Below are 25,079 nucleotides of genomic sequence, written 5' to 3' on the forward strand. Positions count from 1 at the left end.
TGATATGAATGGGAAGATGTAAAAATGACAAGATCCTGAATAAAATCGGTCTTGATAAAATCAACAAGCTCATGGAAATTGATTTGGCGGTTCTCACTGACGCTGACAGCTGTGTTAAAGCGAACACTAGGAACTATATAGCGACAGAAGGAAACACAGTCTCTTTCAATCAATATAAGGTCCCAGCTGATTTGTTTAACTGTCTGGCGGAAGGCTGCCGCAACAGCGGAACATTAATGGTTGGCGGTGGTGTTGGAGAGAGTGTCAGCATGACGATCAATATTCCTTCGGATGCGACAGAATACTTTGCAGGGCTTATTACTCAGTATGTCTATTTAGCTGCTAAGGATGGCTACACGATCGAAACGACAATTGCTGATTTGAAAGACACCAATTTCACCAATGCAGACGTATACACTCAGAAATTGAAGGCAACAGAAGAACGTCATTATCCGGTGATCGTTGATTTGACGCAAGCACCGACTTCACAAGAAGGAAATGGTTGGGAAGCATCAGAAAACGGGATCATCATGAAGGTTTCTGTCAAACCAGATACAGCAACAACAGTCTCGAATGTAGGTTTTTCTTCGATTTATGTTTATGACTCGATCGAGGACTTTGAAACAAATGATGTTGTAAAAGTCGGATGTTTGACCGAAGTCGGCGATGAGTTGTCTATCGATCCCGTGGATGCCTCATGCTTTGGTGGCGGCTATGATCCGGATAGCATTGCGATCAGCAAAACGATCAACGGAAAAAGCATCACTGCGAACAATTGGAAAGTGAATCCGCTTCTCTCGCGTGGTGAGTTGACAAAAGGCTGGTACATTCACTCAGAAGAGCGGGAAGTGGTTGAAAGCACCTTCGATGGTCGCAAGTACGGATTAGTCCAAGTAGCTGATATGAACATGGACGAGTGCGCGTTTACTACTGCTCAAATTTCTGATAACTGCAACGTGACTGACGCTGAGTTACAGCGGCTTAATACACCTGTGGTGTTAGTTGTTAACGAACGTCAGTATATCGTGTTAGATGGCACGACAACAGATATTAATGACGCTGGAAAAATTATTTTCCACGAATCATTGATCGGACAAAAAGTCATTGTCAGCTATCCGAAGGAAGTAGAAGCAGAACACTTTGTTGCTAACGATCAGGCTCTTGAAACACGCCGCGTGCGCATGACGTTTACTCGTGAGCAGACTGACGGGGTTAAGATTCAATATATTTACAATAATGTATTAGTGACCTCGTTCCCTGAAGTGTTGAACAATGAAGAAGCCAACTTTGAAATTGGGCTTTCTATTCAGCGTGCTAGAAACGGAAACTTCTTTGAGAAATTCCGAATTCGAGATTAAGGAGAATGACCATGAGCGATAAAGGTTTGGAACAGTTCTTGAAAATTAAACAAGGTGTTGAACAAGCGCAAGAGGATACTACTCCTTTTGCGCTCGTAACTGATAACGAAGTCGTTGTTACAGGTGATGCCAACAAGACCGAAGTCAAAAAAAATACATATCTGATTGAGTTCAAGCTTCGAGAAGATATGGTGAAAGCTTTTCCTTACGAAGTGAAATCAGCAAAGCAAAAAGGCAGCTTTTGGTTAGTACAGGTCGAATTTAAAGACCGCGCTATCACGCCGCGAAATGAGATTCGCCTTTTGTCGGCGGGTAAAAAGTTGCTGCCATTCTTCAATAAGCTTACTGAAAATGGGGATGTAACAGAATTAGATGACAAGGAAGCTGGTGAATTATTCGTACACTATTACGATCAATTTGATTTAGCGATTTACAATCTTGTTGCAGTCTTTTTAGGGATCGACGACTACCACGGCGAATACATGATGGCAACTTCAGTATTTGAAGTCATGATGCAGCTGATTCTTAATCATCCGGAATTCATCAATGAGGTGGATGGTTTTTTCGGATAGCATGGCGAAAAGCCTGTCAGAATGAAACGAATATTGAAACCGAATCGGAAAACTATTTCGCCAAGATGGGCATGTATACTCACATGGCCCATCATGTTGGGCGAATACTTCATATTAGACCCAATACCATTTTAGATGAGTGGGGTGTTCCTGAGTTAATAGTTGCCTATGGTCAGTATTCGAACGAGGATACCTATCGCAATTATCTGGAATGGAAGAACCTGGATACGAAAAGCAAGAAGGAAATCAAGAAACCAGAGGCGTATTCTGTATTGTTCCTTGACGACGATGACTTAGAAGAGGAAGAGGGTGAGTAAGTGGCGATTGAAAAAATATCTGTAGAAGTCAAAGGGAATTTGGCTGAAACTGAAAAGCAGTTAGAGCAAATTGATAAGCGTATCAAAGAGCTTAAGAACAATAAGGCTAACATCCAGATACGTGTTGAAAAACCGGACAACGCAAAAAAAGAAATCACTAACATTAATCTTGAATTGAAGAAGCTAGCCTCACAAAAAACGATGATCAAGGCCGATGCAAGTAACGTTGAAAATGCTAAGCAAAAAATGACTGAGATTACAGCGCAGATGGGCAAGCTTAGAGCCAGAAAAGCAGTTTTACAAGTTACTACTGAAAACCTAAAAGGTGCTGACAAGGATCTGAAGAACCTCAACAAAGAAATGAGTTATTTAAGCAACAAGAAAGCTCATCTGCAGATTCAAGCCGATGAACTACGTCAAACCGAATCCAAAGCCAGCCAACTTCGTGACAAACTCATTAGTCTGGGATCAACTCGCCCGCACATCAATATTTCCTCTAATATCGAAAAGTTAGGAAACAAACTGAATAGCATTGGCAACAAGATACTAAATCCTTTTCTTTCTAAGATGAAGGAGTTTTTTAGTTTCAGCACAGTGTTTCGCTTAGTGGACGCAGGGATTAATCAGGTTAAAAACTCCGTAGGTGGGGCAATTAGCCGTTTCGATACTTTGCGCCAATTCCCTAAAGTTTTAGGTGAGTTGGGTGTTTCTGCTGAAGAAGCGGCCAAATCGAAAGACATGTTGCTTGATGGTATCGATGGATTGCCTACAAGGTTAAATGATATCTCCAGCACTGCTCAACGTATGTATACTTCTTTCGGTTCAATGGAAAAGGCAACGCAAACAGCAAACGCTTTGAACAATTCTTTACTTGGATCAGGATCTGATGCTGAGAAAGCAGCACGAGGAACGGAGCAATATTTGAAAGTATTGCAAAGCGGCAAAATGGAAATGGACTCATGGAATACACTTACTGAGACAATGGACGTTGGCTTAGTCAAGATTGCAGAGAGTTTCGGTTTCGCAGGAGCATCAGCAAAGAAAGATTTATACGAGGCTTTAAAAAATGGTTCTATTACTATCGATCAGTTCAATGACAAAATGATTGAACTAGGTGCAGATACGGAAAGTGTTATGGGTAAGCTGGCTCGTGAAACTACGAAAGGTATCGCGACATCAATACAAAACCTTAAAACTGCAGTTGTGAACGGACTAGAAGGATTGATGGGGAAGTTTGACGAAGCTTCACAACGGTTAACCGGTAAAACTATTGCTGAAAATATTGCTGCAATCAAACCAATAATAGCAAAAACTTTTGATTTCGTTGGAAAGCAGTTAGATAAGGGTATCGCCTATCTAGAACAAAATAAAGATAAAATCAAAGAGTTCTTCGGTGAATTTGATAAAAAGGCATTCATGGAAGGATTCGCAGAAGGTTTGCAAGATGCTGGAAAAGGTCTCGACCTCTTTAAAAAGATGGCTACTCCTGCGATTAACTTGCTAAAAGACTTGATCACAAAACTAGGAGATGGAAATTTTTCTAAAGGGTTGGGGAAACTTCCTTCGACTTTGATTAAAGTTGGAATAGCCGCAAAGGTTTCGGGTAAAGCATTACAAATTTTTGGTAAATTAACCAACTTTAAGCTACCATCTTTATTTGGTGGCAAAGGAGAAGAAGCAACAAGCTTCGGTTCTTTCAAAGGCAATATGTTTGATAGTATTACTTCGTTTACGAAGAAAGCTGGGAGTCTAGCCTTGGTTTTCGGAACGATCAAATTAATCGAAGAGGCAGCGCAGGCTTTAAAAGATGTGAATGACAAAGTGCCAAACAATTATGATGAACTTGCCAGTAAGTTTGTTGCTATAGGTGCATCAATTACCGCAATGGGAATGCTAGTCTATATTGCCAGCAAGTTTAAGTTCAGTGATTCAATTAAGGGCATTGCTACAATAGCTCTCGTTTCAGGTGAGATCATGCTTGCAGCCGAAGCAATTCAACAAATGAATCAGAAAGTACGAGGAGATATATCCAAAATTGGTGACAAGATAATTAACATGGGCATTGCGATTGGTGCAATGAGTGGATTGGTAGCTATTGCAGGTATTTTTGCAGGAAGCAATCCTCTGGCAGCTGTCGCGGGACTTGCAGTTGTGGCCGCTATCTCCGGTGAGATCATGCTTGCAGCCGAAGCGATTGCACAATTAAACAACAAGGTGCCAGACGATATAGGAAATATCACAAAAAAAACTGCTGCACTAGCAGTAGCTATCGGTGGATTTGCAGGGTTATCAGCAGCGGTGGGGGCAGTTGTGATTACCGGTGTCGGGGCGCTTGTTGGAGGCGTCGGGTTGGCAACGATTGCCTTAGTAGCTACTGAATTAATAATTGTTAGTCAAGCGATAGCAGAATTAAACTCTAAAGTGCCAGATGATTTATCGTCAGTCGAGGGAAAATTGGCTAATGTAATTGAAGTAATAGATTATTTGGCTAATGCTGATTTAGGCGGAATGGTAGAGTTTTTTGAAAATGCGTTCAAGAACTTCAAGGTAACCATAGTATCGGGAACAATTAGAAAGATGTCTGACTTGGGAAATGAACTATCTGAGTTTCCAGAAATTAATTCCGAGGAATCTTTGAAACGAATTGACGAAGTGAAAAAGATAATTGACAGATTATCCGATGGAGAAGGTTTTATCAATAAGGTTAAGTCAATGGCCAAGGCTTTCTCTGATTCAAAAGAGGTAGAGAAGGTTAAAAAATATGTAACCTCATTAAAAACTATTGCAACTAATCTATCCAGCCTCAAAAATGTAAAAATAAAAAAAGAGGAAGTGGAAGCAACAGTTAAGAATGTTATTTCTGCAGTGAAACTTCTTGGCGATGATGAATTTTCTAAAAAGTTAAATAATGTTGGATCTCCCAAAAAATTCGATTCAGTCAAATCAGCTATTTTCTCTTTGAAAGAAATTGTTGAAAATATAAATGGACTTGCTAATAATATTGAAATTTCTCCTATTTCCGTAAACATAGAGTTGATAAAAAGTATAATTTCTCAACTAGATACTAAAGAGATATTTAAGAATTATGAGATGGGAAAAAACAAAGGATCAGCTCCTTTTTCATCTATGAAGAAAACAATCGGTTACTTAGTAGAGATTGCTACACTTTTAAACGCTTTATCAATCGGCATTTCTATAGATGCTGCAATAACAAATATAGAATTGATCAAGGGTGCTATATCAAGATTAAACACAAAGGAAATTTTTAAGGATTATGAAATGGGATCAGGTAAGGGTTCAGGTCCTTTTGATTCCGTCAGAAAAACAATTACACATTTGGTGGATATAGCAAATAAATTAAATGAATTAGCATTGTCAATCAATATAGATGCTGCTAGTATTAATATTGGTTTAATCAAGGGTGTAATTGCAAAACTTGATACCAAAGAGATTTTCAAGAACTATGAGACAGGGAAAGGTGCAAGTAAAGGCTCTTCCCCATTTGCTTCTGTCAGAAATAGTATTGGTTATTTGGTAGAGATTGCCAACAAACTGAATGATCTAGCAATTGATATTAACATAACAGCTGCGGAATCAAATATTGGATTAATCAAGCATATAATCGGGTTGCTTGGTGATCAGGCAATCAAAGAGAATTATGAAAAAATGTTGAAAAAGGGGCAATGGGAAAAAATAGCTAACGGTATCAATTCTCTTCTTGCGGTACGCAATACCCTAAATGAGATTGGAAATACTCCTGTTAATGTAGGAGGAGTTGAGCAAACAATTGAAGATGTTAAAACAATAATCAATAAGATGAATGAGTTTCCATCGGCACAAGGGATCGACAGTATTAAAAGTTTGATAGAATCCTTTGCTAATTTGATTGCCACACTTCAAAATCTCGAAGGTCAGTTCGAACCGATCGGTCGATCGTATGGTAAGCAGATCGTAAAAGGCTTCAGAAACTCTAAAATAGTGACTGCTTTTAAGAAAAAGATAGAAGAGGCGATCACAGCGTTAAAAGGTAAAACATCAAAATTTACACCAATCGGGGAAGGTTACGGCAAGGCGCTTATTGATGGGTTTAGTAAATCGGTTAGTAATATGTCCGGAATTATTGATACTCAAATCTCGAATATGAACACCAAAGGCCGCCAATTCAGCGGGCTAGGTTCAAGTTTTGGGATGCTACTGTCAAATAGTTTTGACGCTCAGATTCAAAATCTATCATCTTCTGTTGGTCGACAAGCGCAAGCAATTCAACTGGCCTTGAACAACATTCGGATGCCAAATCTTACACCAGGTAGAGGGTCTTCATCCAGTTCAAGCAGCTGGGATATCAGTGACGGAGCGTTGCCGGCATCGACAGGGGGAGAAGTGCCGCAGTATCTGGCGAATGGCGGTAAAGCGTATCTCATGCGGCCACAGGGTACGGATACAGTGCCGGCCATGCTAACTCCCGGAGAGTTCGTTCAAAAGAAAAAGGCAGTTGAAACGTTTGGTATGAACTTCATGAATCGAGTGAACAGCTTAGACTTTGAGGGGGCCTTCAACGCATTGACAAGCCGCTTCAATCTTCAGCACATGATGCAACCTGCAGTTTCTACAGTAGTGAATAACATCCACACGACTAGCAACAACAACGCAAGAGTAACGCAACATATCCAAGGCAACGCGTCTGATTCAGATTATAGTTATCGTCGAGCGAATCGTTTCATTAAGCGATTATAGGAGGGATTTTTATGTTTAGAAAGAAGTGCAACAATTATTATCCTTCTAGGAAATATCTTCAAATCAACGATTTAGTGATCGATAACTATGAAATGTTGCAGGATGCGGATTTGAGTGGTGGCTTTAAAGTCGCCACTCATGAATATAGTTTCGGTCATGGTAGCTATTCCCCTTCAAGGAAACGACAGCAATTTTCAACCGAACAGCGTTTGAGTCTATCTATCAAGGTGAACTATCGAAAATTCGAACGAGAACAGCGGAAGTTCTTCAAAGATTGGGTGATGATGAATATTTCTCAATCTGGCCGTGTCTGGGCGATAGAAGGCAATCAACTATTATGGGCTTTTGCTAAAGTCGAAAATTTCTCTGAGCCGTATTCTGTCGAACGCTTTTCATTAGAAATGGATATTGATTTGGTTTTGTATGAAGGTATTTGGCATAAAGCAGATGTAAGAAAAACCTTCTTAAAACCTTATTTGGCATGCAATTTTCTAGAATGCTTAGACTTTCAAGAAGTAGATGAGTGTTTAGATTGCTGCGTAGGCTGTCTACAGCCTGCAAATGATTTGTGTACCAAATGTATGTGTAAATGTGAAAGCTTGGATGCTGAAAGTTCATTGTGTGAAATGAAATGGAATATCAGTCAAGTCTTCAATGAGAATTGCGAAGATAGCTATCAAATCATTTACAACTGCGAGGCCGGCAAGAAAATCTGGGGAGAAAAAATGCTTGGTCACAAGCTTTGTAAAGAGGAAGCTTGTAAAAACCTCATAGCCGGTCAATTTTACAGTGATACTGTTTTAGAAACCGATCAAGTTGAAATAATCCTTGATGGAAATGTAGAAGACCTCGTTATTGAAATAAATGGAAATAGGATGCGAATCAAGGGTACTTATGATGGCAAACTAAAACTACAGTCTTCAGGAGATATTTACTATCAATCTTCTGAGTGCTGTAATTGGGAATTAGTAGATATGAATAATTTAGTCATACCAAACGGTCATACGTTTGGTTTTTTTGTACGACATGGAATGAACAGCGTTGTCATCGAAACGAATAACTGCTGCGACATGACTTGTGTTTACATCAAAGTGGACAGTATCACTATCTAGGAGGGAGGTACATATGGACGCTGAACAATTGTGTAAAGCCTGTGATGATTTAAAATCGACAAGCTTAGAAACGTACCGTGAAGGTATCGGAGATAAACAATGTAAATCGCTGCAGAAAGACACCGGTTTAAATCCAGATTTGAATGTCTTGCACAACAATTGCGAGGATTTGAATAATCTTAACGATTGTCTTATTGGTCGATTTGGCGAAGATATTGACGGTTATGACGATTGTGATTGGAAGGAATACGCAAAGGATTTTAACTTCAATCTATGGAATATGATCAAAGCTTTGATTTGCTCCGATTGTGGACAATGGCAAATGCTTCACGATTTGAATGAACGACTTACTGCTTTAGAAAAGCGAGTGGATACTCTTGAAAAACGAGTGGATACTCTTGAAAAACGCGTTGATACAATCGAAAAAGAACTCGTAGCTGCAAACGAAGCTCTGTTGAAAATTATTGAAAAGCTCGAACAAATCGGTGTTTGGGATGGAGGTATCAAAGGCGACTTTGAACCAGGTATGGGGATTGCTGGAGGGAATATCAATCACTTTGGTGGCATAGCTGATGGCCGATATTACATTCGAACCAATCCGAATTCAACCGAAAATGACATTGTGAACGGCTACTAAGGGGTGAAGCGATGATACTGCAAAAACAGTTTGTTTTTACTTCTACAACAGTCAATAGAAACAAAGGAACTATCCGAGCACCGTGGTTTGGTAATTGGTCAAAGCCCAACTGGTGGTATGACGGATTGAACTCAACTGATTATTTCTATTCTCAGTTTGGTGATCAAGCATTCATCCAATACGGCCAAAATTACAACAAGCCATGGGCAAGCACGAGGATGTTCGCAGAGACGGTCCACATTAACAAGGAAGTTCTTAATCCTGATGGATCAGTGACCGCTACCGTGACCGTGAATCCAGATGCCTTTGTGCAGCGAAAAACCGATTATGCGGCCACTGTTGGGTATAGAGTTGTTTACTCTGTTCGGATAAACAACGTGGAAGTTTGGAGCTATACAGGTCAAACGATTGATGAATTTACATTCTTGAACGGGAAGGCTCAGACGTTTACAGCGACCATACCGCCTCAGCAGACATTTACCGGAACCGCAATTGAGATCAACATTCATTATGTTGACGGACAATATCATGATTCAAATACCCGTGTTGGTTTTGCTCTTTACAACCCAACTCCACCCACTTATGTACCTTCGGCAACTCGAAAAAGTGGTCAATGGAAAGATAATCATAGAAATAGTGGAAGGATACTAATACGTAAAAAGGGTGTTTGGGTAGAAAAATCAAACGAAAATCCCGCTACATCTCGAGGAGAGAATGTGGGGCATAACCGTATTAGAAAAGCTGGTAAATGGCGACAGTTACCTAGGATGAACGGAGGAACGCCGGAATAGAAAGGATTGATATGATGGCAGAAAAATGCTCAGCGTGTTCGAGATTAGAAGAAACAAGTCTATCAACAGTCGAATACGGCATCGGTGATAAAGAGTGTAAATCATTACAGAACAACACTGGTCTAAATCCAGATTTAAAAGAAAAACATGATGATTGCCAAGACTTGAATGACATGAATGATTGTCTAATTGGGAATCTTGGTGAAAGACTTCCTGCTTATGACGACTGTGATTACAAGCCATTTATAGGTCATCTAATGGGGAATTTGTGGAACATGTTCAAAGGAATCATCTGCGCTATCTGTGGAATATGGAAAAAGCTTAAAGAGCTCGAAGAACTTTTGATCAAAGATGGTTATATCGCTGTCACAAAAAATTATGAGTTCACAGTCCCGGAAAAAAAATTTTATAGAATCTCTTCATTAAACGAACGTGGGATGTGGTTCTCAGGGTCACCACAAGGGGGCGAATGTTTTATTAGCATTCCTGTGGCCGAAATGGATATCGTTGAATGTGTTCTTGCTCAACCACAGGTGGTAGGCGATCGGGTTCATGCTGTGACTTGTGCGATTCAGGAAAATTACAGGGAAGGTGACAACTATATTGTCAATTTTGATACGTACATTATTGAAGGAGAAACTCTTGACGGGGTTCCCGGTAGAAGTGCTCCGTTTCCTGTACCAATCGAATTCGTGGTAATTGGCCGTAAAAAGGTGAAGTAGCATGGGGAATATTAATACAGCGATTCAGTGGTTTATTCAACGTCAAGGTAAAGTATACTACTACATGGGTGGTCGCGGACCGAATGCATATGATTGTTCTTCATCTGTCTATTTTGCGATGGTCGCCGCCGGATATTTCCCGCCCGGAAAAATGGGTTATACAGATACCCTTTTTAATGATTTAGAGGCAATTGGATGGAAAAAAACATCATCGCCTGTAAAGGGAGATATTTTCATTTGGGGCGTTCGAGGTTCAAGTGGTGGGGCGGCCGGGCATACGGGTATGTTTATAAATGAAAAAGATATAATCCACTGTAATGCCGGATCAAATGGAATTTCCGTTGATAATTACGCAAATAGTCATAGTTATTCTAATCCGCCGCATACGATCTATCATGATCCTAGTAATAATGGCGGCACAACCGTACCACGTCGCACGTTTACAGAAGTGGAGCAGAACGTTATCACCATGTTCAAAATTCTTCGACCGTTAGGCTATTCGCTTCAAGCAATCGCTGCAAAAGCTGGTAATGCTGACGCTGAGTCAGGATTGAAGCCAAATACTGCGGAACTTGGCGGAGGTCCAGGCTTTGGTATTTTTCAATGGACAAGTCCAAACTATGGCGAATCTGGCATCGCCTACGTCACTCGATTGCTAAGGAACGCAGGAATAGAAGGCGATCCCCGATCAATGGAGGCACAAGTTAAGCTGGGCCATTGGGGAATGACAAATGGACAATGGATAGGTGTTGTAGAGCCACGTACATTTGATGGATTCAAAGCAGGAACAGATGTCAACCAGCTCACTCTTGCATTCCTTAGAAACTTCGAGAGAGCTGGCGTTGAACGGCTACAGTCAAGACAGGCTTCGGCTCAAAAATGGTATCAATTCCTTGTTGAGTATGAACAAGATCCTGAAGGGGTGGAGTTACCCGGCAATGAAGAAAAGAAAGAGCTTATTAATGCTGGTGAACTTGAAGAATTCGGAATCAAAGAGGGAAAGCTTTTCGCAAAAGGCTGGCATTTTTCGTCTAATAAACCGCAGCAAACGATTGAGGTTATTGACGCTACAAATGACAAGGTGCTAAAGACTTTTGATATCGAATTAAAAGAGCGACAAGACATAAAGGAAAAATATCAGGATATAGAAGGTGTTGAGCAATGCGGTTTTGAAATCGAATATAAGCCCGAAAAAGATCAATCGGTTTATTTGAAAGGAATACGTTCAGATGGGGCCAACAAAGACGAGCTGATCTTCGACGGGTTAATAATGTATGAACCTGCTGAAGATGCTGAAATCGACGAATACGCTCAAACAAATGAAAAATTCTGGTTTGAAATCCTAGAAAATGGAATCGTCAAAGCGAGAGGAACAAAGATACTCAACAACCTATCTTGGGAAAATGAATTGATGTATGTTCCTGAAACGGAAATCGAATTGCCGATTTATTACAAGAAATACTTCATCGGCCGCGAAGAAGTAAAACTCTATATCAACAATAAGGTTTTTCAAGGTATTGCTTTGGATGTTGAAGAAGACACCGGTAGCGGCATTATTGTTGTTCCATTGATTCATGTAATTGATGAGTGGAACAATCGTCAATTATCTACTAATTTAGCCTGTAAAAACCGAACAATTATGGACATCTTTTCCACTTATGATTTCAGATATTCGAAAAAATGGCATGTGGACTTTTTGCAAGATGCGGCAAAACGAAGCATAGATTATGTGTATAGCCGGCAAACAAAATTGGACGCCTTAACGAAAACTTGTAACTTAACCGATGACGTGTATTGGCGTGTCGGTTTTTTCTTTGGGCGCTTATTGGAAATCGGGACATTTGGCGAAAAGAAATTTTACACAATTTCTACGAAACCAAGCAGCAGACAAAACATTCGAATCATTGAAGAACCGACAATCACAACTGAAAACAGCAATGTAGTGAATGCAGCTACGGTATACGGTGAGAAGTCTGACAGCGGTATGAGCTCAATGAGCTTGCGAGAAGTTTTCTTGGAAGCTAAAAGTCAAATCAAAGGTTTTCCAGTTCGCATCTTGCGAAATGCGATCAACAATGAACGTGGTTATGATTACGTCAATTATACGAAGTTGGCTCCGAACAACGCAATTGAGTACACCGTTGTTGATGAAGAAAGCGTGAAACGTGAAAGCAATACGCTTATAGAATCGACTTTCAGCTTTAACGACTTGGCTCCATTTTCGGTGAATGGCGAAACCATTTCAGATGAAGATAGAGCAAAGGCAGCAAGAACAGCGTATGAAGCAGCAGTGAAAAGGCTAAAGCAGTCTAGGTATCGAATCTATTTTGAAATGACAGTGGAACGCTTGCCGCAGGATCTGAATGTAGGCGATCGTGTTCGGTTTCTCTATGATTATCAATCATTAATTGATGAATCATGTTCTGAGTATATTCAAGATATGCTAAAAAAAGATGACTGGTTCTATCTAACCAAAATTGGTTATGATTTTGGTCGTGATCAAGCAGAAACGAACGTCATTCGTTTAGAAAAAGAAATTCGAATGGATCGGGGTGATTAAGTGAAAAGGGACAAAGTATTCGAACGCTTAGCGGCTCATGCGCTTGCTAGGAAAGAAGAAAATCAGCAACAAAGTCTGCAACGTCGCAATCAAGTTGTTGATCTTTTTGGAATAGAACACAAGTCGCAAGGTGATAGTGCTCACCCTGCGACTTTTTATATTTCAATCACACCAGATCTAATTTATCTCGAACGATTTGAATTTAAGATCATTATCAGTCCTTTCGCTATGCCAATAGGTGGGAGGGGTGCAACTGGTATGGCATCCATTGCTGTCACTGAGTCAGCAAATGGAACCCATACTGTCAACCCAAACCCGCACAATCACACTTTGGACGCTGGGGTCACATTGGTCAGTAGTTCAGTACAGAACGTCCGCTTAAAAATTGCCGGAATAGACATGACGGATGCCTTTAAAAAGCAGTATCCGAATAACTGGATTGATGGTGAGGGTGTTTTTCCTAATGAAGGCTTTGAAAACTTCGATGTGTTGAAGGCGGTAGAACATTTGTGGGATTGGCAAAGAGGGGTAGTGCTATCACCCGGATACAAGAAAGTGGAATTGTTTGCTACTGGTACTTTCAATGCAACGTTGGTGAATTATTTGAAATATTCACATACAAATAGATAGAAGGAGTGGTAATGATGGCGGAAAACAAACATTCAACGGATGGGATTGCAGAGGACTTGATCCGATCAATGGTTCAAATGGCTGCAGCAGAATTACATGTGAAAACACTAATCGAAAAACGCACGTCTGAAATTGAAAACGGCTTGATTGATATAGACGATCCTGAGGTATTGGGGAAACAATTTTCACTAATAGGTGAGTTGCAGGATGAAATCATCGAACTGGCTCAAATTCGCAGGGAGGACATGCTCTATCTCTATGAACTATATGGGTCCAACGGCGACAAAGAAAAATGGTGTCAGGTGAAACACTTAGCGATGGCATCAATGACCGCTTTTGAAGCATGGCAAGCGAGTGCTAACGATGTAGAACTATTAAATAAGGCGTTGAGAAAAAATGCTTTATTCATCAAAACACTGTGCGCCTTTTTAGGAACCGAAATCACTGAATGCGCTGCTTGTTTCTCAGACATTATCAAAGGAGGCTTGATCGATGAAGCCAGTAATCTGTAAATACGGCTACTCTCCGAAAACGAATGACTGTTGTCCCATCGACTATGTATTTACTACAATTAATCGGCTGCAAGACATTAAAAAGCCCGATCGAAATCATGCGTATGTGATGCCCAATAATGATGTGTACATTTTGAATTATGCCGGAACAAAGGTGATCCGCATTGGTTCATTAGGTGAATATAATCCGCTATTTGATGATACTGGAAAGGGATTGACGATCAAGGTAAATCCAAATCCTTCTAACCCTGTTTTACTTTTAGAAGTGGATGCAGGGGAAGGAATCGAGTTTGACTCGAATGGAAAGCTGATTCTATCTGAAAAGTATAGATACAAGTTGCCAATTGCGAGTAAGACCCTTTTAGGTGGTATTAAGGTTGGAGAAAATCTGAAAATCGCTAGTGATGGAACCTTGTCATTGGATTTAGACAATGTAAAAAAAGAGGTCCAAAGCGATTGGGATGCGCCGCCCACTGATCCTCGATCGGTCGCAAATAAACCTTTCAGTAAAATCGAAAATGGCCTTGAGGTCAACGATGGAAATCTATCTGTAAAAGACTATGATTCAATTGTTTTGCACTCATCCAAAAGAGACAACCCTCATGCAGTAACCGTCGAGCAGGTCGGGACCTATACGAAAGAGAAAATTGACGAAAAAGATACTGAATTTTTAGCAGGCGCAAAGAATTATTCGGATGAACATGCTAGGAAAACTGACAATCCTCACAAGGTCACAGCTGAACAGGTTGGCACGTATACAAAAACTCAGGTTGATTCAAAAGATTCTACAACCTTGACAACTGCAAAAGCATATACGGATAACCACGCAAATAAGAAAGACAATCCGCACTCAGTGACGGCAGCTCAGATTAATGCCTACACTAAAACAGAAACAGACGCTAAGTTGAAAACAAAAACGAACACCGATGGTTATTCTAATGACATTGTTACTCGTTACGTCGGAGACTTGAATGATTTACAAAAATCGGGAACGTTTATGGTATATCAGGCCGAAAACGCGCCAAGCAACGGTTGGTGGTTCGTGCAATCTATGAAGCACAATGAGTTATATACTACGCAGGTCGCTTGGAAATTAAACGATCCAAACACAAAAGCATTTAAAATCCGATCAAAAGTCAACAACAGTTGGAGCGAATGGTCAGAAGTTGCAATGCTAGATGATCTACCAGATTTCGAAAAAGGACCCTTGATTTTTAAGAATGACGAAATAACAACACAAAATTGGAATGATCTAACAGATCCTGGAATATATAAATTATCAAACTCCACTGGAGATAACAGACCACCTTTACAAAATCTTTGGGGTTATGTTGAAGTGTTGAAATCTGGTGGGGGCATAGTTCAAGTATATTGGTCTGATTCCTCCTTGATGTTTATGAGAGTTTATACTGGGAGTCCCGCAAAATGGAGTGAGTGGAAAAGAGCTGCGATGACCAGCGATTTTGAAGATGGTCCGATGATTATGTCATCCGAAAGAGTTATTGCACAAGATTGGAATACCTTAACTAAAGCGGGGGTGTATATTGTCGCTTCCCCATCTGGCAGCGGCTCTAATAAACCGACAGCAGCTGTTTGGGGAATGTTGGAGGTTAATAAAAATCCTAACTCAACAATGATTACACAAACCTTTAATGGAGTTAACCCTTCGATGGTTTACACAAGAGATTATTCTTCCGCTGGCTGGGGAGCATGGCAGCGACTAGCAAGAATGAGTGATTTACCGTCTTTAGGAAGAGGAGCGCTCATTTTCAGCAATACAACTCTTACGACGCAAGATTGGAATACAATAACCACTAGCGGAATTTATTACGCAAGCAACGCAAGTGGTTCAAACAAACCTACAAATCAAACTAATTACGGTTATTTGACTGTCTACAATTACGGCGGATATATTTTTCAAGAGTTTGATAGTGGATTTACTAAGTATTTCCGATCTTTCTCTGGTGATCCAGCTAAATGGTCAGTATGGGAAAGAAACACTAAAGGTAGCGAGTTTGAGGCAGGAGCGATCGTCAACAAAAGCACCGCAGTTACTACACAAGATTGGAATACAATTACGGCTGCAGGGGTTTATCGAGTATCTTCAACAACGGGAAGTAATAGGCCACTGGACACCGGTAGTGTCTATGGTTATTTGGAAGTGAATTTCAACGCTTCAGGTCTGGTTCATCAGGTGTTTAAAAGAATTGAACCAAATGAAACATATATGCGGCAGTTTGCTAACAACAAATGGTCTTCTTGGCAGAAGTTGCTAACTGTATCAGATTTCGAAAAAAAAATCTATTTAGGTTATTTAACCAAAAAAATGTCAGATTCAATCGATACATACCCTTTGGGTACATCAGTTACTTTCGTAAGAGCTGAGGACGGCTGGCCGAGTTACGGGGTCGTCACTACCACGAAATCATATTCTGGTGGTGGAGGTTCCATGCAAATATATCAACCGTATGATGATAATCATGGTGGTACTAGACCAAGATTTAGATTAGCAAAGTACAATAACGGCAATGTTAAGTGGGGCGGTTGGGAAAATTTTGTGACGGACAGCTTTTTAGAGTCCAAGCTATCAAGTAAAACCAATGATGACGGCTATTCTAATGTAAATGTATCAAGTTATACTGGCGACTTAAACAACTTGAAGAAATCAGGAACTTTCATGGGAAGTGCGCTAGGCAACGCTCCACAGCACTCAGCTGTAAATGGGTGGTGGTTTGTTCAAGTAATGAAGCATAACGACAAATATGTGACACAAGTTGCATGGGTATTAAATGATGGAGGTACTCGCTCATTTTGGATTCGCCATATGCACGACGGTGTTTGGAAAGAGTGGGTAAAAAACGTAACTGCTGATGATTTGGAAAAAGGATCTATAAATCAAAAAAATACTGTAATTAATACACAGGATTTAAATACAATTACAGACGCTGGTGTCTACAATTTGAATAATGCTTCCGGCGCAAATATTCCTAGTGAGTTAGGAACATCCGCAGTTTGGGGCTTTCTAGAAGTTTTCAAATTGCCAGGGGAAACGTATACGACTCAGAAGTTGACCAGTACCGCAAAAGATGGATTTCCAAAAGAATACATTCGAGCATACGCAGGAAATCCTCCAACATGGAAAGCATGGCATAGGTTAGCCAAAACAATTGAGTTAGAAGAAGGTGCTTTATTTCGAAAAACTAAAGTAATTGATCAAGAGGATTGGAATAATATTACAGCTTCCGGAATATATTATGTTTCTTCTACAACAGGAAGAGGTGCCAATAAACCACTCACTGCTTGCTTTGGATACTTAACGGTCATTCCTCATAAAGATACGCCAAATCTTGTTCAAACGTTCCAGCACTGGGATGGTATCAGCGTCAGGATGAAGAGCGCAACGGGGTGGTCATCTTGGCGAAAAATAGCCTTTCAAGATGAAGTCGTAAATCTGACACAACCGCAATCTGTTTCAGGAGCGAAAAATTTCTTGGCACGCCCTACCTACAATGGGAAACGTCTAGCTGTTGCAGGAGATATCGAAGCGATCAATTACGGGAATCACAACTATGATGGCATCCAAGATGGGAGGATTCACTTAGCAAGATTCTCAGATCAAGTGTATTGCGAAATCAATTTCCAACCAGATAGAACAATTTATGCTGGGCAAACAATTTTGGTTCTTCCACCTCGTTTTCAAGCTGCAATCCCAGCCTCAACGATCGTTAGACATGATGCACCTAGAAGCGATTTGTCTGCTGGAAAGACGGTTACAATTGAGGATGACAAATTAGTTGCAAATCAAGACCTTGAAGCAGGTTTTTGGTGTACTGGGTCTTTGACGGTTATAGCTAAAAATGGATTATAGGAGGATACGAATGAAAAAATTCTATGAGTATCGATCGACAGGCGGAGAATATGCGGGAGAAATGATGGATCATCTTATTCCGTCGGTTCCTTATACTGATGTTCCACCACTTAAAGGAATTCCGATCGAACAGCAAAAATATGATGCGACAACCAAAAACTGGATGGCGCTTGTAAGGGATAGCCTTCCGGAAGAAACAAGAAGCACGTTAGAAAAATTAATTCAGTGTTCGAATATAGGCGATGATGAGGCCTTGGGACTGAAATTACTGAATGCGCTTTATGCTTTGCAGATATTTTGAAAGGGGAAAAGATGTAGATGGGAAAACCTTACATTTGTGGATCAGATGCACAGCGACCAACTGTTCCAGCAGAATGCGATCATGATTATATTTTTGTTCCGATCACAAAATTGAATGACGTGAAAAAACCTGACCGCAACCATGCCTATGTTTTGCCTAACAACGAGGCTTATATCTTGAGTAACGATGGAACCCGACTTGTTCCGCTAGTAAAATCTACAGGCGGTAATGAGCAAATCCAGGTCGATTGGAAACAACTCAATGAAAACCAAGTCGATTTTATTAACAATAAGCCTTTTCAAGAGGTAGGCTATGGATTGACGGTGACTGCAAGTAAAGATCTTGCTTTTGATCCAGCAGTTTTCATTCAAAGTACCCATGTTCGTGTTATCTTATCCCCACACGCAAATGATTTAACAATCAGTTTATACACGCCTTTTTCAGATTTTGCTGGGCAGCATGTGTATGCAAGAGTAGTTTCAACAGAAGTCTTAGTTATTACGGAATGGACTGTTGTCAGTGGTGCTCGGATTCAAAAAAGCATTCCTTTAGACTCATTAAATTTAACCAAGGGTTTATCTGTTGCATTCTTTATGAAAATTGATGGCGTGGAAAAATGTCTTGGATATTATAATTCTAGCTCAGTTTTAAAGGATTGGATGGAAGATAATAATGTTTTGGGAATCCGTAACCGGCCTTTTAAAACGATCGGCGATGGGCTAGAAGTCATTAACAATGAATTAAAAACAACAGAGGATTACAGGCGAATCAATTTGCGTGTGATTGATATGCCTCATAAGGATTATGTTGAATTTGCGGTGATTGGTTTAGATGAAAAGTTTAAAAATGATCTGTATCTTTTCATTAATTCAAAAACCGAATATAAACAGGATTTTACAGATTTCAATATCTATAAAGACAATCCGTCCTCCAATAAATTCTATTTTAACTTGCCACGCTCAGAAATTAAAAACGGGTATGAATATTCTGTCGCATTGAGACGTAAATCTGATGACTTAGGAATCGATTTTTATAGTGCTGTCAATTGCGTTTCGGACTGGTCTAGTAAATCTAGCCATCAGATTTTAAACAAACCATTTGAAGGGATCGGGCAAGGAATTATGCTAGATCCAAATAAAGATTTGACGATTGATTTCAACCTGTTTAACGATCTAGTCACGATTGATGAACTATTCAAATTAATGGCAGGAGAAAAAATTAGACGACGTTTCCGTTTCGATTTTCGGGATAAAGTTAGCGCTAGTCTTTCTGAGAATCCATTACTTTACGAACGAACAGACGGTAAAGAATTAAGACCACCTATCATCAGAAAAACTGAGAACGCTCAGCTTAACTACGATCGCATTAAGTCTCTTGATAATACTCTTGATACAATGTCTTTACTTGCCGAAAATGATATGCGTCAAATCTCTTTTAGTGTGCCGGTAGCACATGCATTAGAAAAATTCTACCCATCCGTTCACAAAGCTTTAAGTGGAAATATTCTTAAAAAAATCAAAGCTAAAACAACAAAGATTGAAAGTAATATTCACGGTTACGGTGAAGGTGCTGCAGGAAATCTATTTGGTTATGGACTATGGACTGGTGATCAATTCGAAGTGATCGAGCACGCTGAAAATAGAGTAGCAAAATTGAGCTTCAAAAAAGAAGATCGATCTTCTTTTGATCAAATTCTTGGTGAGGATGCTACGTTACATTTTATTGGTTATGCTGGAGCATCGGATGGAGTCGCTCGATCACGAACTCTTGTCGATTACGTTGATTTTTACATTGAGTTGGAATTTAAGCTAGATGATTTTTTACCAAACAGTCGCTATTTAAAGCACAATTTCTTTAAATCATCACCGACTAGAACTTTACTCGATCGGAATAACAAAAAAATGGTTTGCTCAGTTTATACAGACGATCCACAGTATGCTGCCGAAAATTGCGAGCTACATGTTACAAGTGGATCAACGTTTATTGAGTCAGACTGGACAATTAAAAATGACCGAATTGAGGTAGAGGTTCCGTTTGAAAAAATGGATCTCACGCGTGGCATTTACACCGTATTTAGAGAGAAAAAGTCACAGTACGCTTTTGGTTATTACAACACAACAAACTATTCAACGGATTGGTTGGCTGATGATCGGGTATTTGGGGTATATAATCGTCCATTTAAAACTATTGGAGAAGGATTACTGGTGAAAGATGGCGAATTAATTGCATCGTCTAAAAAAATCTCAGTTTCTGCTTATTCAGAAGTCATCTCTCCTGATATGTCTTCAAAATATTCTGTGGTACTCAGAGGTAGCGATGATTTTGTACCTGTAGGACGAATCGGGCTTTATAAGACTACGATCCCAACAGAAAAACTTTTCAAGCCATATCGAGTAAACTTCCCAAATACAGAATTTAACTACTATTTAGCTTCGTCAAGCAATATGATTCCGCAAGGTTTTATCAATATTATCGAGACAGACGGGAGTACAACGCAAGCGATCGGACAATTTAAAATAATGAACACTGACGAAAAGGAGCTCTCTTTCGAGCTTTTCGGTGTTTATCGCATAACGCAAAACATCGGTAGTAGTAGAAATATTTTGAGCGACACTTATAATGCAGATTCCTATGGTGAGCCTAGCAAAATCATTATTGAGGGTGGGCAACACCTGTTTTTTGTTGATGGGATGAAAAAGTTATGAGAAAACCAAGGACGCTCAATAGACTGTTCTTTTTTTATACATTTGGAGAGAAGGTGAAGTATGGCAAATGAGATCGTCGACTCGATGGAGAGAACACAAAAAATGCTGGAAAGAGCACACGAAAAGGAAATGATCTTTTTGGTGCTCTTTGTTTGCGTCCTCGTTGCGCTTGGATGGATTTTGTGGAAGGCAATCCAAACGATTGAACTAACACGGAAGGAAAGCAAGACTGAGCGTGAAAAAATGCAGGATGAACGAACAAAATTTCTTGAAGTTCTATCAGAGGAACAGCACTTAGTCAAGGAACAACATGAAATGATCAAAAGCGAAAAAGTCATTTTGGAAAAAGTTGTTGATTCAGTAGGAAATATCGATCGGAAAGTTGATTTGATCCTTGTTAAAAGTGGTTTGGATTCTCAGAGAAAGGACGGTGATTAAATGAAATTACCAAACAAGTATTACGATATTCTAAAATGGATCGTTCTAATTGTCATGCCTGCTTCGGCCGTTTTAGTTGAACATCTGGGAAACATTTTAGGGTGGCAATACACGGACATGACTGTGCAAATTGTAAATGCTTTCACTGTTTTTTTAGGTGTGACACTAGGATTGTCGAACATAAATTATAAGAATGGAGGTGAGGAATAGTGCTACCAATTCAAAGAAGGATCAGTGCTTACAATCACTACAATTACAATTCAACCACGTACATTATCATCCACGATGTGGGTACTCGGTCAACGGCGAAAAATAACGTCGATTACTTTTTTGGAGGCGAAAGATATGCCTCAGCACATTATTTCGTCGACGATACGTCCATCTGGCAAAGTGTGGAAGATTTCCACGGAGCTTACCATGTTGGCGATGGTAACGGAATCTACGGCATTTCAAATGTTAATTCCATCGGAATTGAAATGTGTTTGCCAACTGGTGTGGTCACTGCTCAAACGGAACAGAATACCATCGAATTGACCAAATATCTCATGAAAAAGTACAACATTCCAATCAGCCGAGTGGTACGACACTACGATGCATCACGAAAGAATTGTCCAGCACAATTCAACCTAGATGGCAAATGGACCCGCTGGAATGTGTTTAAAGCTAAATTGGCGGGAGCAAGCACACCAAGTCAGAATACGACTCAAAATCAAAATACTAAACCAAAAAAGAAAAGAGGAGAAATTATGTTACTATTTAGACCAGTTGATTCACCAAATGTTTACTTGTTGGTAGGAAACCAATACACCCATGTGAAAAATGAAAAGCACTTAGAACGAGTGAAAGTTATGATGAAGCAGGCGGGATATGACACTCATATCCACACCGACCTTGATCAAATCTCGTACATTAAGAAAGTTGCTACTGAAAAGAAATAGACAAAAACAGACCCTCAGCCTTAATTGGTTGAGGGTTTTTCTTGCTTAGCCAAGTAATCCACAAAATCATCAAGAGATTTATGGGCAGCCTTAGCCAAAAGAATCACAGTACCAATTTTTACATTTCTCCAATCTTTCGAATTACTCAAACGTGTCAGACTACTAGGAGTAATCTTTGTTGCTTTAGCAACTTTGTAATTGCTAGTAAATCCAAAGTCAATTTTGTATTGATCGAACCAATTCAAAATAAACACCTACTTAATTTTCTTATAGTACATATACCGAAAGGCAGTAACAATGACAGAAATGATCGAGAGTAGCAGCAACAAGTCAACTGTTTTTTTCATAAAATATATGCTAGAATGAAGGTAGAGAAGGGGTTAACCCCCTCTACGCTTCTTTTGAAGTTCTAGCTTCTTTATGTCGCTTTCATATTTAGCTTTCGTTCCACTGTGCCAAAGTTGACGGGCTGTTATGAAGGCGATTATTGAAGCTATTATTTTTTCTTCTAGCATATTTCTCACCCCTTTCTATACTCTTATTATAATACGCATTGCGTATTATGTCAATGGTTTTTCTTATTAAATCAGCAATTATTTTCAAAAAACCTTCATCAAATTAAGATGAAGGTTTTCTTTTCGCTTTGATTTGTCTGTTTAATTCATCAATTGCTTCTTTGGTAACGATATATTCCTTACCGAATTTCCGAATGGAACCAGCAGGAAATCTATTTGGATACTTTGCATAAATTTGTCGAATGTAACTAGCCTCTTTACCTAAAAGTTTAGATGCTTCCGCACCAGTAAAGATTTCAAGATTATCTAAATTGACCATCAAACCACTCCTATCTAAGCCAAATAAACCACACAATCAAAGTAATGAACACAATCCAACCGACAAGCGCCTTCCAGTCAAACTTTATTCTTTCTAACGTGAATGATAGTTTACCCTTGCGCCATTGCTTCTTTTCGCCAATTTTCATAACAACCACAAGATATGCTATAATGGTTATACATAGAGAAGCTAGGGGAGTTAATCCCCCCAGCTCACTTTGATGGAGAACTTGAAAATTAGAAGATTGATTTCGAACCCAACTTCTGTTTTCTTTGTTCTCTTTTTTCTATGTTTCCATTTCATATCAGACTCCTTTCGTTTGTTGTTAAGGGTGTTTCTTATCTCCCTTACATCTATTATAATACACTATATAGTGTATAAAGTCAATAGCTTTTTAGCATCAAATCAATTTTTCTCCGAAAAAATTCTTCGAAAAAGTGCTAGAAATTAAACAAAAGCAGATCCTCAACCTTAATCGGTTGAGGGTTTTTTGGGATTGCGAAGTTTCGCTTTTTTCACATAATAGTCGATACCTTCTTGCGAGATAATGTTTTCCCTACCAATGTGCATGATAGTGTCCTTATGAAACCAGTCTGGATGCCTTTTAAACATTTGGTTAAAATAGTTTGGTTGCTTTTCTAACTTTAAACTAGCGTCCTTAAAGGTGTAGAGGTACTCTCTAATTTCAGTAAGATTGCATTCTATTTTCATACTACCTTTTTTCCTTTCCAATATCACGTACTAAAAGAACTATAACAATCACATTGACAATTGATGATAAAAATTCGTTAGGCTTTCCTGCAATCGTTAGAACGAGACTGGCGACAACAAGTAAAAGTGCTACGATATAGATAGATTTCATTTTCATAATACTTCATGCTATAATGAACATATAGAGAGGGGCTAAGCCCCTCATGGTTAGTCGTCTGACTTGTTTTCTAGGATTTTCTTTAGTAGCCACACACTACTTAAGAATTTGAAAACGATGTCGACGGCTTTTTCTATATCTTCTAGCATTTCTTCAGCTCCTTTCTATATTTATATTATATACTCTAGAATATATTAAGTCAATAGTTTTTCAGCATTCCATCAATTTTTCTCCGAAAAAAGTCTTCGAAAAAGAACTAGAAATTAAACAAAAACAGACCCTCAGCCTTAATCGGTTGAGGTTTTTTCTGTTTGTAATTCGTTCTCTCTTTCAGCAATCAATTGTTTCATTTCCTGTAAGTCTTCAACCTTGGCTTTCTTTATAAAGGAACGTGCATTTCTTCTTCCGTTCATGTAGTTTCGATGAGCTCTTTTTTCTTCATCGGTACTGATTCTTTTTCTGTATTCTTGACTTGCTTTTATTTGAGACGAAGGCGTTTTGTAATCTGACATTTGCAGCAACTCCTATTTGATTAGTATTGTGATAAGTCTTAGTATCAGTGAAATGACACCAAGTACAACAGCAGCTTTCAGATAGCGTTCAGAGCGTTTACTCATTTTTCAAGCACCTCCATTTGTGCTATAATTATACCAGATAGAGAGGGGAGAAACTCTCCCTCTCTCTACTATTTTTTTATTTCGCTGACAGCTTCGATGATTGAGTCTATTACTTGTAGCGCTTGCGTCGCTAGGAGTATTAGTGCAACTCTTTCTTCGGTTGTCAGCTTTTTACGTTGTTTCCTTCGCCTTCGTCTCATTTTTTTCACCCCTTCCTTACTACACTTGCATTATAACGTATACGTTATAATGTGTCAATAGTTATTAGCATTTAATCAATTTTTATACGAAAAAAGTCTTTGAAAAAGAGCTAGAAATTAAACAAAAACAGACCTTCAACCGATTTGGTGCGCACCCCGTCAATAGGACAATGAAATAATATAAAAATTTTGTGGACTACTCATCCGATTAGATGGGTAGTTTTTTTTGATGTGTCTGGTGATCTACGCAGCTTTGTAGTAGTGATTGTGAAATTCCATTGGCGTCATTACCTGCAATTTTCGTTGGTAACGACCTGTATTATAGTATGTCATGTAGTCACGAATCATCGTGACAAGCTCCTCGC

Annotated in this window: 21 protein-coding genes; 17 read left to right on the forward strand and 4 right to left on the reverse strand. The window is 39.4% G+C overall.

Features of this window, described 5'->3' with window-relative positions; translation table 11 throughout:
- The first annotated feature begins 8 nt into the window (after window positions 1-8).
- The 17 genes from NRIC_RS01925 (at window position 9) to NRIC_RS02005 (ending at window position 22,195) form a co-directional block, all read left to right on the forward strand.
- A complete protein-coding gene (locus NRIC_RS01925; RefSeq protein ID WP_146621010.1) occupies window positions 9-1,358 on the forward strand; it encodes a hypothetical protein in 1,350 nt (449 codons plus the stop codon).
- A gap of 11 nt (window positions 1,359-1,369) precedes the next feature.
- A complete protein-coding gene (locus NRIC_RS01930) occupies window positions 1,370-1,930 on the forward strand; it encodes a hypothetical protein (RefSeq protein WP_146621011.1) in 561 nt (186 codons plus the stop codon).
- Between the two features lie 83 nt (window positions 1,931-2,013).
- Window positions 2,014-2,247 carry a hypothetical protein gene (locus tag NRIC_RS01935; protein ID WP_175579975.1) on the forward strand — a complete coding sequence of 78 codons (234 nt, stop codon included), beginning with the start codon at window positions 2,014-2,016 and terminating at the stop codon, window positions 2,245-2,247.
- Window positions 2,248-6,981: a tape measure protein gene (locus NRIC_RS01940; RefSeq protein ID WP_146621013.1), complete on the forward strand. Its 4,734-nt coding sequence runs from the start codon at window positions 2,248-2,250 to the stop codon at window positions 6,979-6,981.
- Window positions 6,982-6,992: 11 nt separating this feature from the next.
- A complete protein-coding gene (locus NRIC_RS01945) occupies window positions 6,993-8,093 on the forward strand; it encodes a hypothetical protein (protein WP_146621014.1) in 1,101 nt (366 codons plus the stop codon).
- Between the two features lie 13 nt (window positions 8,094-8,106).
- Window positions 8,107-8,730, forward strand: a complete 624-nt coding sequence (locus tag NRIC_RS01950; protein ID WP_146621015.1) for a tropomyosin — start codon at window positions 8,107-8,109, stop codon at window positions 8,728-8,730.
- Window positions 8,731-8,741: 11 nt separating this feature from the next.
- On the forward strand, window positions 8,742-9,521 hold the full coding sequence (locus tag NRIC_RS01955; RefSeq protein WP_146621016.1) for a hypothetical protein: 780 nt from the start codon (window positions 8,742-8,744) through the stop codon (window positions 9,519-9,521).
- A gap of 11 nt (window positions 9,522-9,532) precedes the next feature.
- Window positions 9,533-10,243, forward strand: coding sequence for a hypothetical protein (locus tag NRIC_RS01960; protein ID WP_146621017.1), 711 nt, complete (start codon window positions 9,533-9,535; stop codon window positions 10,241-10,243).
- A 1-nt stretch (window position 10,244) separates the two neighbouring features.
- Window positions 10,245-12,803 carry a phage tail tip lysozyme gene (locus tag NRIC_RS01965; RefSeq protein WP_146621018.1) on the forward strand — a complete coding sequence of 853 codons (2,559 nt, stop codon included), beginning with the start codon at window positions 10,245-10,247 and terminating at the stop codon, window positions 12,801-12,803.
- The gene (locus NRIC_RS01970; RefSeq protein WP_146621019.1) at window positions 12,804-13,433 is read left to right on the forward strand and encodes a hypothetical protein; all 630 of its coding nucleotides are present in this window, start codon (window positions 12,804-12,806) and stop codon (window positions 13,431-13,433) included.
- Between the two features lie 14 nt (window positions 13,434-13,447).
- Window positions 13,448-13,945, forward strand: a complete 498-nt coding sequence (locus tag NRIC_RS01975) for a hypothetical protein (protein WP_146621020.1) — start codon at window positions 13,448-13,450, stop codon at window positions 13,943-13,945.
- A complete protein-coding gene (locus NRIC_RS01980; protein ID WP_146621021.1) occupies window positions 13,926-17,813 on the forward strand; it encodes a pyocin knob domain-containing protein in 3,888 nt (1,295 codons plus the stop codon). The genes NRIC_RS01975 and NRIC_RS01980 overlap by 20 nt, the downstream gene beginning before the upstream one ends.
- A 10-nt stretch (window positions 17,814-17,823) precedes the next feature.
- Window positions 17,824-18,114, forward strand: coding sequence for a hypothetical protein (locus NRIC_RS01985; protein ID WP_146621022.1), 291 nt, complete (start codon window positions 17,824-17,826; stop codon window positions 18,112-18,114).
- 17 nt (window positions 18,115-18,131) lie between these two features.
- A complete protein-coding gene (locus NRIC_RS01990; RefSeq protein WP_146621023.1) occupies window positions 18,132-20,819 on the forward strand; it encodes a hypothetical protein in 2,688 nt (895 codons plus the stop codon).
- Between the two features lie 60 nt (window positions 20,820-20,879).
- Window positions 20,880-21,257: a Gp23 family protein gene (locus NRIC_RS01995; protein WP_146621024.1), complete on the forward strand. Its 378-nt coding sequence runs from the start codon at window positions 20,880-20,882 to the stop codon at window positions 21,255-21,257.
- Complete coding sequence (locus tag NRIC_RS02000) at window positions 21,258-21,467, forward strand: phage holin (RefSeq protein WP_146621025.1); 210 nt, start codon at window positions 21,258-21,260, stop codon at window positions 21,465-21,467.
- Window positions 21,467-22,195: a peptidoglycan recognition protein family protein gene (locus tag NRIC_RS02005; RefSeq protein ID WP_146621026.1), complete on the forward strand. Its 729-nt coding sequence runs from the start codon at window positions 21,467-21,469 to the stop codon at window positions 22,193-22,195. Before NRIC_RS02000 ends, NRIC_RS02005 begins: the two co-directional genes overlap by 1 nt.
- A 20-nt stretch (window positions 22,196-22,215) precedes the next feature.
- Here the strand turns inward: NRIC_RS02005 and NRIC_RS02010 are convergent, their stop codons facing one another.
- From NRIC_RS02010 to NRIC_RS19815, 4 genes are all read right to left on the reverse strand, one after another.
- Window positions 22,216-22,440 (reverse strand): helix-turn-helix transcriptional regulator, encoded by a 225-nt coding sequence (locus NRIC_RS02010; protein ID WP_146621027.1) that lies wholly within the window; start codon window positions 22,438-22,440, stop codon window positions 22,216-22,218.
- Window positions 22,441-22,813: 373 nt separating this feature from the next.
- Complete coding sequence (locus tag NRIC_RS02015) at window positions 22,814-23,029, reverse strand: helix-turn-helix domain-containing protein (RefSeq protein WP_146621028.1); 216 nt, start codon at window positions 23,027-23,029, stop codon at window positions 22,814-22,816.
- A gap of 1,155 nt (window positions 23,030-24,184) precedes the next feature.
- Complete coding sequence (locus NRIC_RS02020) at window positions 24,185-24,409, reverse strand: hypothetical protein (RefSeq protein ID WP_146621029.1); 225 nt, start codon at window positions 24,407-24,409, stop codon at window positions 24,185-24,187.
- A 548-nt stretch (window positions 24,410-24,957) separates the two neighbouring features.
- Window positions 24,958-25,079 (reverse strand): IS3 family transposase (locus NRIC_RS19815; protein WP_146621030.1); only part of this gene is annotated, 122 nt, incomplete at its 5' end.

Origin of the sequence: Enterococcus florum (assembly GCF_004309355.1) — a bacterium.
GTDB lineage: Bacteria > Bacillota > Bacilli > Lactobacillales > Enterococcaceae > Enterococcus_A > Enterococcus_A florum.

Coding starts and splice junctions, on each gene's coding strand:
- NRIC_RS01930 (WP_146621011.1), top strand. CDS start 1,370: ATGAGCGATAAAGGTTTGGAACAGTTCTTGAAAATTAAACAAGGTGTT.
- NRIC_RS01985 (WP_146621022.1), top strand. CDS start 17,824: ATGAAAAAATTCTATGAGTATCGATCGACAGGCGGAGAATATGCGGGA.
- NRIC_RS01960 (WP_146621017.1), top strand. CDS start 9,533: ATGATGGCAGAAAAATGCTCAGCGTGTTCGAGATTAGAAGAAACAAGT.
- NRIC_RS01955 (WP_146621016.1), top strand. CDS start 8,742: ATGATACTGCAAAAACAGTTTGTTTTTACTTCTACAACAGTCAATAGA.
- NRIC_RS01925 (WP_146621010.1), top strand. CDS start 9: ATGGGAAGATGTAAAAATGACAAGATCCTGAATAAAATCGGTCTTGAT.
- NRIC_RS01965 (WP_146621018.1), top strand. CDS start 10,245: ATGGGGAATATTAATACAGCGATTCAGTGGTTTATTCAACGTCAAGGT.
- NRIC_RS01995 (WP_146621024.1), top strand. CDS start 20,880: ATGGCAAATGAGATCGTCGACTCGATGGAGAGAACACAAAAAATGCTG.
- NRIC_RS01990 (WP_146621023.1), top strand. CDS start 18,132: ATGGGAAAACCTTACATTTGTGGATCAGATGCACAGCGACCAACTGTT.
- NRIC_RS02000 (WP_146621025.1), top strand. CDS start 21,258: ATGAAATTACCAAACAAGTATTACGATATTCTAAAATGGATCGTTCTA.
- NRIC_RS02015 (WP_146621028.1), bottom strand. CDS start 23,029: ATGGTCAATTTAGATAATCTTGAAATCTTTACTGGTGCGGAAGCATCT.
- NRIC_RS01950 (WP_146621015.1), top strand. CDS start 8,107: ATGGACGCTGAACAATTGTGTAAAGCCTGTGATGATTTAAAATCGACA.
- NRIC_RS01975 (WP_146621020.1), top strand. CDS start 13,448: ATGGCGGAAAACAAACATTCAACGGATGGGATTGCAGAGGACTTGATC.
- NRIC_RS01935 (WP_175579975.1), top strand. CDS start 2,014: ATGGCCCATCATGTTGGGCGAATACTTCATATTAGACCCAATACCATT.
- NRIC_RS02020 (WP_146621029.1), bottom strand. CDS start 24,409: ATGTCAGATTACAAAACGCCTTCGTCTCAAATAAAAGCAAGTCAAGAA.
- NRIC_RS01980 (WP_146621021.1), top strand. CDS start 13,926: ATGAAGCCAGTAATCTGTAAATACGGCTACTCTCCGAAAACGAATGAC.
- NRIC_RS01945 (WP_146621014.1), top strand. CDS start 6,993: ATGTTTAGAAAGAAGTGCAACAATTATTATCCTTCTAGGAAATATCTT.